General features: G+C 61.2%; 6 protein-coding genes and 1 pseudogene. 3 read left to right on the forward strand and 4 right to left on the reverse strand.

Annotated elements, in window-relative coordinates; genetic code table 11:
* Positions 1 to 380: 380 nt before the first annotated feature.
* The 3 genes and pseudogenes from ABE960_RS00655 to ABE960_RS00665 all read left to right on the forward strand — a co-directional run.
* Positions 381 to 6,812: a DEAD/DEAH box helicase gene (locus ABE960_RS00655; protein ID WP_349760289.1), complete on the forward strand. Its 6,432-nt coding sequence runs from the start codon at positions 381 to 383 to the stop codon at positions 6,810 to 6,812.
* A 107-nt stretch (positions 6,813 to 6,919) separates the two neighbouring features.
* A complete protein-coding gene (locus ABE960_RS00660; RefSeq protein WP_349760290.1) occupies positions 6,920 to 9,118 on the forward strand; it encodes a UvrD-helicase domain-containing protein in 2,199 nt (732 codons plus the stop codon).
* 182 nt (positions 9,119 to 9,300) lie between these two features.
* Positions 9,301 to 9,402, forward strand: a pseudogene (locus ABE960_RS00665) (IS481 family transposase); the annotation flags it as partial.
* Positions 9,403 to 9,422: 20 nt separating this feature from the next.
* Here ABE960_RS00665 and ABE960_RS00670 read toward each other — a convergent pair.
* From ABE960_RS00670 to ABE960_RS00685, 4 genes are all read right to left on the reverse strand, one after another.
* Positions 9,423 to 9,977 (reverse strand): hypothetical protein, encoded by a 555-nt coding sequence (locus tag ABE960_RS00670; protein WP_349760291.1) that lies wholly within the window; start codon positions 9,975 to 9,977, stop codon positions 9,423 to 9,425.
* A 460-nt stretch (positions 9,978 to 10,437) separates the two neighbouring features.
* Positions 10,438 to 11,475, reverse strand: coding sequence for a helicase RepA family protein (locus tag ABE960_RS00675; RefSeq protein ID WP_349760292.1), 1,038 nt, complete (start codon positions 11,473 to 11,475; stop codon positions 10,438 to 10,440).
* A 334-nt stretch (positions 11,476 to 11,809) separates the two neighbouring features.
* On the reverse strand, positions 11,810 to 12,109 hold the full coding sequence (locus tag ABE960_RS00680) for a hypothetical protein (RefSeq protein ID WP_349760293.1): 300 nt from the start codon (positions 12,107 to 12,109) through the stop codon (positions 11,810 to 11,812).
* Positions 12,110 to 12,203: 94 nt separating this feature from the next.
* On the reverse strand, positions 12,204 to 12,836 hold the full coding sequence (locus ABE960_RS00685) for a hypothetical protein (RefSeq protein WP_349760294.1): 633 nt from the start codon (positions 12,834 to 12,836) through the stop codon (positions 12,204 to 12,206).
* Positions 12,837 to 12,901 lie beyond the last annotated feature (65 nt).

The following is a 12,901-nucleotide window of genomic DNA, read 5'->3' on the forward strand; positions in this document are numbered from 1 at the left end:
CCTCCTTCATCTGACGCGACCCGGGTCGAGCTGACCCACTTCGCGTTTCCGCTCGATCCGCGACTGTTTCCAGTAGCGGAATGAATCCCCATTGGCAGCGTCCAGCCCGTGCGTCTCCTGTCGCCTGGCTGACGAACAGGTAGATGGCCTGCAAGCCGGGCAAGGCCTCGGTCAGCAGGGTGATGCAATATACGAATTACCGGTTTTCCTTTAAGGCGCTGCCTGGCTCGCGGCGAACTCCATCATACGAATTACAGGTTCAGCGGACGATGTCGCAAGCGCGCCATGTGATCGCCAGCCAGAAGCGGGCACCTCTCTGCGGTTTTTGTTAACTTGGCTTCAGGCTTGCGTCCGCGCGAGGGAATGCCAAAGGAGCCTGCATGCTGCCGAGTATCGTCGCCCATGAACTGCAACTGAGCCTGCATGATTATCTACGCGCAGCCTTTCCGATCTCCACGGCGATGTTCCGCGGAGACGGGGAGCATGGTGAGACGGCGCTGATCGAACGTTTCCTGGCCACGCCGGGCAAGCTGATCAAGGGGCCGTATCTGTCGCTGGGCCTGCCTTTCCGCCGTGATGATCAGCCCCCGCCCTTTCGCCATCTCGACCCCGGGTTAGCGCCCTACTGCCATCAGCAGCGCGCCTTCGAACGGCTGTGCGGCGTCGACAAGCGCTCGACCCTGGTGGCCACCGGTACCGGTTCGGGCAAGACGGAATGCTTCCTGCTGCCGATTCTGGACCACTGTGCCGCCCTGCGACATGACCCGGCCGTCACGGAAAAGCGTGGCATCAAGGCGTTGATCATCTACCCCATGAATGCCTTGGCCAGTGACCAGGCGCGCCGCTTCGCCAGGGAAATCCACAAGCTGGAAGGCAAGCTGACCGTTGGGCTGTTCACCGGCGACGACCAGGCGGTGCCGGGGAAGACCATGACCCCGGAGGGTGTGATTACCGACAAGGAAACCCTACGGGAGCACCCACCGGATATCCTGCTGACCAACTACAAGATGCTGGACTTCCTGCTGATGCGGCCGAAGGACCAACCGCTATGGCGCTACAATGCGCCCGGCACCCTGCGCTACCTGGTAGTGGACGAGTTGCACACTTTCGACGGCGCCCAGGGCACCGACCTGGCGTGCCTGATCCGTCGGCTGCGCGAACGCCTTCAGGCCGGACAGGCGCTGGCCTGCGTGGGGACCTCGGCGACCATCGGTGATGCCAGCGCATCCGAACAACTGCGGGACTATGCCGGCGAGATCTTCGCCACCGCCTTCGAAACCGACAGCCTGATTCTGGAAGATCGCCTCTCGCCGGAGGAATACCTGGCCGAAGCCGAAAGCAAACTCGGCGGCCCGGCCTTCCACACCTGGCCCGAGAGCCTGGCCGAGCGGCGCCAGCTCGACCCCCAGCGTTATGATCGACCCGACACTTATCTGGCGACCGCATTCCGACAGTGGTTCAGCGTCCACGATGCCGAACCGACTACCGATCCAGCAGCGCTGGGCAGTGCATCCCATCCTGACCATGGGGAAGCATGCGTGGCCCTTGGCGTTGATCTCAAGCGCCACGATGCCTTCCATCGCCTGCTGCGTGACAGCCAGGGCGTCACCGACCTGAGCGAACTGCTGGCGCGCTGGAAACGCGATCGACGACTGACAGAGGAGCCCGAGGTACTTCTTCACAGCCTGCTGGCGCTGGTCTCGGCAGCCCGCGAGGTCGTAAAGCGCGATGATGGCTCGCGGATACTGGTGCCGCTTCTTACAGTCCGCTTGCAGCTATGGCTACGCGAACTGAGTCGCATGGTGGCCAATGTGGCCGAGACCCCAGATCTCACCCACGCCGATGATGATCCTCAGGGAAAGCCGGCCGGCGGGCGGCCCGCCGGACTGGCAGGAAGTGACGCCCCCCTGCGCCTTCCACTGGTGCATTGCCGCGACTGCCATGCGGCGGCCTGGGGCACCCTGAAACAAGAGGATGATCCTCATGTCTCTCGTGATCTGGCGGCCTTCTATCGGGTCTACTTCCAGCAGGGGCCGGATCTGTGTCTGCTCTACCCGCTGGCCGATGACGCCAAGCCGCCCGAGGATCGTGCGGGACAGATCAAGCAGCTGTGCAGTAGCTGCGGATCGTTGCACAACGGCAAAGCCCGGAGCCAGTGTGCCGGCTGCGAATCCGCGGCACTGTTGAAGGTCTGGCAGCCCGGCCTGCAGGAGCGACGCCAGGAAAGGCTTGTCGCCAGCACTGACCACTGCCCTTGGTGCCGCGCACGGGGCGGGCTCTCGATCCTCGGCTTTAGAGCGGCGTCGCTCTCCAGCACGCTGCTGGGCCGGCTCTACCAGTCACCCTACAACGACGACCGCAAGGCCATCGCCTTCTCGGACAGCGTGCAGGATGCCGCCCACCGGGCGGGCTTCTTCGAGGCGCGCACCTGGCGCCAGGCCCTGCGCCAGGCGCTAGATGGCTGGTTGTCTGCTGATGGTCAGGGGCTGTCGCTGGATCAGTTGGGCCATGAGTTCGCCTCCGCCATGCACCGCAATGCCGGCAGCGATGCGGATTTCGTCGGCCGCTGGCTCGCCCCCAACATGGCCTGGCTCAAGGACGCCGATATCCTTCAGGCCGAGGGTAGCCTGCCCGCGGGCAGCGACCTGCCCGAACTTGTCGCCAAGCGGCTGGACTGGGAGGTGCATACCGAGCTTGGCCTGCGCAGCCAGATCGGTCGCACGCTGGAACGCCAGGGCCGGGCCAGCCTGGCGCTCGATCCGGCGCTGCTCGAGGCGGCCTCCGAGCGCCTGGCCGGTGACTGGTCGGAAGAGTTGCCGGGGATCGGTACGGTCGACTCCCTGCAGGCCCGACGCTTCCTGCTGGGCATGCTCCATCGCATGCGCATTCGCGGCGCCTTCGATCACCCCGAGGTCACGGACTACGTCAAGGAAGGCGGTCAGACCTGGTTCTTCCGCAGCCGGCCCTTCCTGCCCAACTACGGTCCGCGCTCGGCACCCCCGGCCTTCCTGACCCTGGAACCGACCGCGAAGACATTCGACAGCGTGACGGGATCGAAACAGAACTGGTACGCAGCCTGGTTCCTTAAGCTGCTGGAGGCCGACCAGGCCCTGGCTGGGGATATCACCCAGGCCTATCAGCTGGCGCTGCGGGCGCTGGAGCGAGAGGGACTGGTGCGCCCGATAGCCCAGCTCCGCCAGCACAGGGTGTGGGGCCTGACGCGCCCTCACTGGCGGGCCGTTTCCCAGTTGCTGGCATTGCGCTGCTCGGGCTGCGGCCAGCGACATCAGGTACCCGCCACTCAAGTGATGCTCTGGCAGCAGATGCCTTGCCTGCAGCCCTATTGCCGGGGCCAGCTGGCACTGGCTGAATCCCCACGCTGGGAGATCGCGCCTTCGCGCAGCAACCCGACCCGGGTAGTCAGCCACGAGCATACCGGGCTACTCGATGCCGACACCCGTGCACGGGTCGAGCACTCCTTCATCAACGGCGACCGCCCCTGGGATATCAACCTGCTTTCGGCGACTCCGACCCTGGAGATGGGTATCGATATCGGCGACCTCTCCTCGGTATTGCTCTGCTCCACCCCACCGGCTCAGGCGAACTATCTGCAACGCATCGGCCGGGCCGGCCGTCGCGACGGCAATGCCCTCAACGTGACCATCGCCAACGCGGCGCCCCACGATCTCTACTTCTATGCCGAGCCCGGCGAAATGATGGCAGGCAACGTGCAGACTCCCGGCGTCTTCCTGCAGGCCACCGCCGTACTGGAGCGCCAGCTGCTGGCCTATGCCTTCGACCACTGGGTTGCCGAGGCGGCGAATTCCGGCACGCTGGAAGAAACCATGTTGCCGAGCCGCCTCTCGCAGGTACTCGACAACGTCTTGCGCGATGCCCGCACCGGCTTCCCGTACCCATTGCTGGCATTCATCCGAGAGCGACGCCGGCCCCTGCTCGAGGGCTTCTGCGCGCTTTTTCCAGCGCTCGGCGAGGACGCCATCGAGCACCTCAGGGTCTATCTGCAAGGGAATGCCGAGGATAGCCGCAGCCTCGAATACCGCATCACCAACCGTCTATTGCACAAGGCAAACCAGCGTCAGAGCTGGCAAGCCACCATCCGCGATTACAAGAACCAGCTGGAGCGTTGCCGCAAGGAGCCCGACGATGAGGCCAATCGTGAGGCCATCGCCGCCATCACCACCGAACGCCAGGCATTGATGCAGTTGTCGAAACGACTGGGGCAACAGCAAACCCTGAACTTCTTCACCGACGAGGGGCTGTTGCCCAACTATGCCTTCCCGGAGGAAGGCGTGACCCTGAACGGCGTGGTAGTGCGCTCGGTCAGCAAGGCACAACGCGCACAGGCCAACGGCAAGGAAGGCGAGAAAACCGCTGCCAAGCCCTATGAGATCGTCAGCTACGACTTTCAGCGCCCGGCACAGAGCGCGCTGGTAGAGCTGGCCCCGGAGAACACCTTCTACGCGGTGGGCCGCGCGCTGAAGATCGACCAGGTAAACCTGCGGCTGAACGATGTGGAGCAGTGGCGGCTGTGCAACCATTGCCATTTCAGCGAGAACCTGGGCAAGGGAGATATCCACGGCGCCTGCCCGCGCTGCGGCAGCCCCCAGTGGGGCGATGGAGCTCAAAAGCGCTCCCTCCTGCGCCTTCGCGAGGTCACCGCGAATGTACGTGACCGCGACAGCCGCATCGGCGATGACAGCGAACAGCGGGAGCCGTCTTTTTATACCCGCCAGATGCTGACCGACATCGCTCCGGGAAGCGCACGCTTCGCCTACCGCATCGATGACCCGGAGTGCCCCTTTGGCTTCGAGTATGTGCCCCAGGCACGCTTCCTAGAGATCAATTTCGGCCGCCATGACGACCAGGCGCCGTCGCTGTCCGTGGCCGGCGAGGAACGCCCACGTAGCGGCTTTCGTGTCTGCAAGCATTGCGGCAAGGTGCAGCGCGCCCAGATGAAGGCCTTCGAGCGCCATCAGCGCTTCTGCAAGCTGGCCGGCCGTGATGCCGTCGAACAGGAAAACGACTTTTTCGACAGCCTTTTCCTCTACCGCGAACTCGCCTCCGAGGCCCTGCGACTCTTGCTGCCGCTCTCGGATGTGGCGATCTCCGACACGGCGCGCCACTCACTGATTTCCGCGTTGCATATGGGCCTAAAGGCACACTTCCGTGGCAGCGTCGATCACTTGCGCATCACAGAGCAACAGACACCCGGCGACATGAACGGCCCCTCGCGCCACTATCTGGTGATCTACGACAGCGTGCCCGGTGGCACCGGCTACTTGAAGGAGTTGATGCAGTCACCCAAAACCCTGCTCAGCATGCTGGAAAAGGCCCATGCCAAGCTGGATGCCTGCCGCTGCCAGGATGACTCCGATCTGGATGGCTGCTATCGCTGCCTGCTGGCCTATCGCGAGAGCCGGCATATGGCAAAGATCTCGCGACGCTTGGCTCGCGACCTGCTCGGCCGAATCCTCGATCGCCAAGACATCCTGGTGGAGGTCGAAGGACTCGAACAGATCGACCTGAATGCCCTGGTAGAAAGCGAGCTGGAGCAACGCTTCATCGACCGCCTGCCGACATTGGCGCCGGGCATCCGTCTGGTACCCGAGTTGGTTGACGACAACCCCGGTTGGCGGCTGACACTCCGAACAGGCGAGGAACGTCTGACCAGCTGGCGTATCGAGCCTCAACGCACCCTGGGCCCCACGGAACATGTGGAAAGAGCCACTCGACCGGATTTCGTGCTCTGGCCCGCCGCGGAGGACAACCGCGGTGTACGCCCCATCGCACTCTATCTCGACGGCTTCCAGTACCATCATGATCAACTCGACGGCGACACAGCCAAGCGCCAGGCGGTACTGGCCTCCGGCCAATTTCATGTCTGGACCTTGGGCTGGCGAGACCTCAACGATGAGCCACTGACAGGGTCACTATGGTCCCGTCATGCCCCCCATCACCTCGGGCAGGCCTATGACGGACTGGCCGACAAGCTGGGCATGACCAGCCGTCACGATGGCCTGAAGGATCTCCAAGTGAGCTCGGTGACCTGGCTGCTCCATTACCTGCGCGCACCCAAGGAGACCGCCCGGAGACTCGCAGAGTCGGTCATGGGCCAGGCCTTCCAATGGCTGGACCAGCGCACGCTGAAAGAGCCGACGTTATGTCAGGCCATGGATCAGCAACTGGCTGAAAGGGCTCCCCCCGGCATTCGTCATGAACTGCTCGCCGATCCCACTGGCGAGAGAGGCTCTCGACAACTGCTCGGCGGGGCCATGGATGCCCTGGGCAACGGTGCCGAACATGGGGGCATGCCAGGCACCGAGGTGGCGGTCAGCATCGCGGCGGAGGCCCTGAAGGATGCCCGTCGCCTGACCCGCGAGCTGCAGCTGCACCTGAGCCTGGATGACCGCCACCTTCCGCAGAGCTCCGAGGGCGAGGCACGCTGGCGCACCTTCTGGCATGCTGCCAACCTGTTGCAGTTCCTGCCGCGCTTCTCGCTATGCTCGATGCGCGGTGTGGCCAACCATCTGGTGACAGATGCCGTGGCCAAATGTCCGCTGCAACTTGCCCGTGACGAGCCCGCCACGGCATCCGAAGGAACGCCCGAGCTAGACTGGCAGGCACTGGTCGATGACGAGCTAACCCTGCTGCCACCCGAGTGGATCCTGGCGCTTGGTGAACGCGGACTGCCAGCACCCACGCCGGGGCTGGATATACTGGATGCCAACGGGGAAGCCAGCATTACCCTGGAATTGGCCTGGGAGAAAGACTGTGTCGCCGTGGTCATCTAGGACGACCAGCCAGCCGGCTGGCGTGAACAACTGGCGGACTGGCGGCTCATCACCACCCATGACGACGACGCCATCGAACGGCTGGCGGACTGGTTGAGGAGCACATCATGAGCGAAATCACCGTCGCCCTGTCCCAGGAATTTCTAGAGGCCTATGCGCGCATACCCCGGCGCAAGCAGGGCAAGGTCATGGCCATGGTCACCAAGTTTCGTGAGAACCCTCGCTCTCCGGGGCTCAACTACGAAACGCTGGCAACCCCGGACCCCAACCTGCGATCGATCCGCGTCGATGACGAATACCGCGCGATTGTGCTCAAGCCCAAGCATGGCAATGTCTACGTACTGATGTGGGTCGACAAGCATGATGATGCCTACACCTGGGCCAGTCGCCACCAGATCGACATCCATCCACAGACCGGCAGCCTGCAGATCCTCGCTTCCAGCACCGAGCAGTCCCCGGAACCCACGACGCAAAAGACATCTGAAGCAACGCCTTCCTCGGAAGAAGTGGCCGCGACAAAAAGCCAGCCGCTGTTCTCGATACGCGACAGGGAGCTGCTGCGACTGGGGGTACCGGAATCAATGGTGGCGTGGATCAATGCACTGACCAACGAGGCCGAACTGCGCGCTCTCGCTTCTAACCTGCCGGAGGAAGCTCTGGAAGCCCTGACGTTCCTCTCACAAGGGGAGCCACTTGACGTAGTGCTGGAGACCTATGGCGTACCCGACCAACCTCAGGCGATCGATCGCGAGGACTTCGCTGCCGCCCTCAAGCGGCCCGACAGTCAGCGTCGCTTCCGGGTCGTCGAGGAGGAACGCGAGCTCGAGCGGATGCTCCAGGCGCCCTTGGCCCATTGGCGCGTCTTCCTGCACCCTTCCCAGCGTCGGCTGGTGGAGCGTGACTGGAACGGTGCAGTGCGTGTGCTCGGCGGCGCCGGTACCGGCAAGACGGTGGTGGCCATGCATCGCGCCCGCTGGCTGGCACGGCGGTTGATCGAACAGCTGGACAGCCGAGACGATCGCCGGGTTCTGATGACCACTTTTACACGCAACCTGGCCACCGATATCGAGCAGCATCTGCATCAGCTGTGTGATACCGATGAATTGGCACGTATCGAAGTGATCAATATCGACCGGCTGGTATCGCGGCTGGTCCGGCAACCGGGGGCACCGCGCCTGATCTATGACAGCCAGAAGGCATACCGCGATATCTGGGACCTGGCGCTCCAGATGTGCCCGATGGACCCCGATCTGCCTGCCTCCTTCTACTGGGAAGAGTGGAAACAGGTGGTGCTGCCCCAGCATGTGCTGACGCGACAGGACTATTTCCGTGCCTCGCGCACCGGACGTGGCGTGGCGCTCAATCGCCGCCAGCGAGCCGCTCTGTGGCCAGTGTTCGAGGAAATGCGCAGCCAGCTCAGCCACGCCAGGCTGCGCCCCTTCGAGGATGGTGTGTTCGAGGCGATTGCCATGGACGAACGTGGTGAACTTAAATCACGCTTCGCCCATATCATCGTCGATGAGGCTCAGGACTTCGGCACCGAGACCCTGTCGCTATTGCGCCATCTGGTCCCTGAGGGCGAGAACGACCTGTTCATCGTCGGGGATGGCCACCAGCGTATCTACGGAAGGCGGGCGGCCCTGTCACGCTGTGGCATCAACATCCGCGGGCGCGGCAAGAAGCTTCGCATCAACTATCGCACTACCGAGCAGACCCGGCGCTTTGCCGTGGCACTGCTGGAAGGCCAGGAGATCGATGATCTCGACGAGGGGAGTGACGGCCAGGATGATTATCTCTCGCTACTTCAGGGCCAAGCACCAGAGGTCACGCACTACGCAGATTTCGACGCCGAGATGGATGCCCTGGCTCTACGACTGAAGTCCCTAATTACGGATCACGAGGGAAAAGCCCCTCATGATGGAAGAGAACACCAGGAAAGCCGCAGTGCCGATTGCTGTGTGACAGCACGCACTCAACGCCTCCTGGACCAGGTAGCCAATGCCCTAGCAGCTCGTGGCGTGACGACACGGCCCCTATCGCGCAACGAAGCTGACGACCCGGAACAACCTGGCATACGGCTCGCAACCCTGCACCGTGTCAAGGGACTAGAATTCCGCGTGATGTATATCGTCTGCGTCAACGACGGCGTGGTACCGGCCAAATCCGCCTCACGCACCGAGGACCCGGTCGAGAGAAAGAATCGCGACATCAATGAGCGGGCTCTGCTGCATGTTGCCGCCACCAGAGCCATCGAACGGCTGTTCATCACCAGTAGCGGCAAGCCAAGTGGCTTTTTAATTCAATAGCCCTGTCCAAGGTGATCCAGGCCCTCGCCCAACCTTCCTCACAGAGGATGGCAATCAACCTGACACAAAGTGTCTGGTTGTGATCTCTCGGTAGGTTGTTCATCCGGAGCCTACCCGGAAAACTGGGGGGTATGAACCAAACCAACCTCCAGGAAGCCCGGATGAATACCCATCAGGGCCTGTGTCGGCGGCTGAGGCTGAAACACCGCCGGACCAAGCCGTACAGCCCACGCACCAACGGCAAAGAAGAGCGGTTCATCCAGACGGCGCTGTGTGAGTGGGCCTAAGCTCGGTTATACGGAGGTCATCCCGTATAGCCATTGGCCAATGGCAGTAGGCGGGTCAGGACATAACTGGTGACCGGTGGTAGCAATTCTCCCTGCCGAAACACACAGCACAGATATCCACGACGCCGGCTCTCATCGCCCAGAAGATCCTCGCGGGTTCCGGACTCACCTCCGGCCTCGATTACCACATCTTCAACGTCAGCATCGGCACCATCATCCAGTTGACTCGATGTCGCCTTCTTGAGGTTTGACCAGGGCGGCACCACCTCAGGATCGATACGGGCCTGACTCAACTCCACCCACTGCTCTCCGGCTGAAGGGCCATCCGAGATACTCATCCTCAAGCCGTGCAGCAATCGATAGACAGCTTCCGGCGCCCCCTTCCCCACCTCGAGGCAGCGTACATCTTGGCTATCAGCGAAATCCATGACGCCGATCGAAGCTTGCCACCCATCCCGATGAGCCACCGAATAACGATGAGCATTTGCGCCCATTTGCTCGCGGCTACCAATCTTCGAAGCCTGGATTCGCGTCTTTCCCTCATAGGAAACCTTTACCTTGCCGACTTCCATTATCCCTCCCGCTGAGAGTAATTCCGGAAACGCCAAGGCTAAGTATTGTACAAACTGGTGAAATTCGCTGAACGGCTGGCCATGGCACTCTGGATACACGGACTTGAGATATCCAGCTGAGGGACTCGCTGAGGCTGTCGCGAGCCTCATCCTGGGTGATGGCCTGCCACACCAGCGACTCGGTATGCTGGTGCACTGCCTGGGTGCTACCCGGATGCTCGAAGCAATCAGCGATGGTGAGGTTAGCCGGTGCGGCGTGTGTCTAAGCCTCCCGGCCCAGAGAGTGGATGTCATCTTGTGGCGAGGTAAATCAGCAATGCTTCCTCCTGGATCGGGAGGTGTTGACCTTGGTAGCGACTGTCCGAAACAGCCGTCCGCCCGGTTATAGAAAACCGGACGGACGGACACGGACAGTACGTGACAGAATCGGACGCAAACCGGACGCAAACCGGACACGCTTTCATTCCACCAATTGCACATAGGGCGGCACCAACCGCACCTTTCCCGCGCTAACCAGGCTTTTCTTCACTTCAGAGAAACGCCGGCGGTTGAAGCCTTCACCGGCCAGTTCGTCTCGCCAGTCATCAATATTTACCTTGGCTTCTTCGGGGTCACCACCGCTGTACTCCAGACGTTCGCGCTGGTCATGGTACAAGGATCGCAAAGCCGCCAGCGCCTTGGTCTGATTTTTCCCCCTGCCCGCCTTCCCTCTGGCGGTCGGCTGGTAGTCGCGCACGGCTTCTAGGGCAGCGCCCCATACGTCCCTGCCTTCATCATCCACCAGCGGCAGCTTCACGCCTTCCAGCTTGAAGGCTTGCAGCTTCGGAAAGTCGGCATCTTTCATCTTGGTGGCCTCCAAGCAGACGATGCCCGCTCCATCCTTGGCCACACGGTATTCAGCATCCACAGCGCCCTTCAGCACAGTGCTTCCTCTGGCGCCCCTGGCGCTGTCCTTCCCGCTGTGATGTACCACGCAGACTGTCGCCTGCCAGCGCTGGCGCATCGCGTCCAGGGTGCGAATGAAAGCGGCCATGTCCTTGCTGCTGTTCTCGTCAGCAGTGCCGAGGTTCCGGGATAAGGTGTCCACCACAATGAGGACAGGTGCCTGGCCGGTGGACTTGGCGCGTGCTTCCACGGCGTCTAAGACTTCAATCGCGCTTTCCCGATCAGCCAGGCTGGCGGCGACATAGGACACGAACAACGGCGCCACTTTCAGGGACACATTGCTTGCCAGTTCCCATGCCTTCAGGCGGCGAGCAATACCGTTATGGCCTTCACCAGCCACCACGAACACGGCGCCTTGCCGGGTCTGATGTCCATGCCAGGCGGTACCGGTCGCCACGCTGGCGGCCCAATCCAGGGCCAGAAACGACTTACCGTGACCAGGCTCGCCAAAAACAAGCGCCAGAGAATCAGCTTCCACGAATCCCCGCACCAGCCAGGCTATTGGCTTCAGGTGGGCCAACATGTCACCAGCGCTAGCGAAGCTAAAAGTCATCGGACTCTCCCAGTTGCCTCGCGGACCGCATGACGACAAGCGGATTGCCAATCACCTGGCAGTCGCGCGCAACGCTCAGCGATCGCTCTCCGTTCAGGCTTAGAGCTGTCATACGTGTCATGAAAAGGAAGCAATTCCAGGACCCGCCTGATACGACTGCGCCGGCACCAGTAGGAGGCCTGGTAGAAATGGGTAGGGATAGTGACGCAGCGGCAATAAGTGCAGCTCACGACATATTGTCCATCCCTGCCTCTCAGGAATATCTCCCTGGCCGCCTGCTGGATGACGCTGTCTGGGTGGTTGATCAGTATACGATCGGATAAAGAAATCCAGCTCATGATATAGCCCTCCCTGCTTCTGCGGTGGAGGCAAAGCTTTCTGCAGCCTCCAGCCACTCGAGTACATCCTTGAGCCGGTAACGAATGGCGCGGCCACGACGAACAAAGCGTGGCCCAGGCCGACCCAGCAGGGTGCCGGTACAGCGCGCCTTACGGGCGGTGGTGGGTTGGGCGGGGATCAGGCCGGGGAAGACGGCCTGCTCCGGCAACTCAATCAATGCCGGGTCTAAGCCGTCACGGTAGCGGGCCAGGGCATTGGCGAGAATGTCGCCGGGGATTTGCGTCTTGATGGACATCTAAGCGTCTCTAGGTTGCGGGTTGACGTTTAGATGGTGGCCACAGCCGGGGCTGCCATGGTGCAGGTGCAAAATGCAGATTGCAGATTGCAGACTATTGACGCTTCTTGGACTCCCATGCCTTGACCGCAGCACTAACATGCTCTTTCAGCTTGCGGTCACCCATGTTCGTGACGTCGCTCGGCATAATATCCAACATATCCTTGACGATGCGAGACGCCTTGGGTCGTATCCCGTGACGATAATCTGGGCCATGTTTACTGGCATAAAGCTCCACCAACAGTCCGAACGCCTCAAGGTTTCTCAGCTCATCACCTTCGGCGAGCTTATGGGAAGATTCTAAATCAAGGCTTTCGATGAATGCATCGAGATTTTGACGGCGAATTACAACCTTGCTGTCATCAGGTAACCTGCTCATTGGATGCCATCTATCCGATACATTTTTCCCTGCATCTGAATCAACAAAATCAACAGGAAATATTGAGAAATCTTCCGAGGTTATAACGCTCTTTTCTTGCAAGCAATATATTATACCATCACGCTGAATCCAGGCACCATCTAGCTCCCACAGGACATCTTTTGGACCCGATATTAGCTTCTGATAAAGTTTTTTAACGCTAGCTTTTTCTGCGGCCAACATTGGCAAATCCCAAACACCATCGACTTGAAGCACCTCATCTTTCCAAATTATTATTTCATCGCCTTTGATATGTGAAGAAACCGGCATTACAACGAGCTCACCTTTTCTCACAGGCTCTATTAACTCAGGATATTCTGAAAACAAATGAACCG

Source organism: Halomonas aquatica (assembly GCF_040196335.1).
GTDB lineage: Bacteria > Pseudomonadota > Gammaproteobacteria > Pseudomonadales > Halomonadaceae > Halomonas > Halomonas aquatica.

Excerpts from the sequence above, each read along its gene's own strand:
- ABE960_RS00655 (WP_349760289.1), top strand. The coding sequence starts at position 381 with ATGCTGCCGAGTATCGTCGCCCATGAACTGCAACTGAGCCTGCATGAT.
- ABE960_RS00660 (WP_349760290.1), top strand. The coding sequence starts at position 6,920 with ATGAGCGAAATCACCGTCGCCCTGTCCCAGGAATTTCTAGAGGCCTAT.
- ABE960_RS00670 (WP_349760291.1), bottom strand. The coding sequence starts at position 9,977 with ATGGAAGTCGGCAAGGTAAAGGTTTCCTATGAGGGAAAGACGCGAATC.
- ABE960_RS00675 (WP_349760292.1), bottom strand. The coding sequence starts at position 11,475 with ATGACTTTTAGCTTCGCTAGCGCTGGTGACATGTTGGCCCACCTGAAG.
- ABE960_RS00680 (WP_349760293.1), bottom strand. The coding sequence starts at position 12,109 with ATGTCCATCAAGACGCAAATCCCCGGCGACATTCTCGCCAATGCCCTG.
- ABE960_RS00685 (WP_349760294.1), bottom strand. The coding sequence starts at position 12,836 with ATGCCGGTTTCTTCACATATCAAAGGCGATGAAATAATAATTTGGAAA.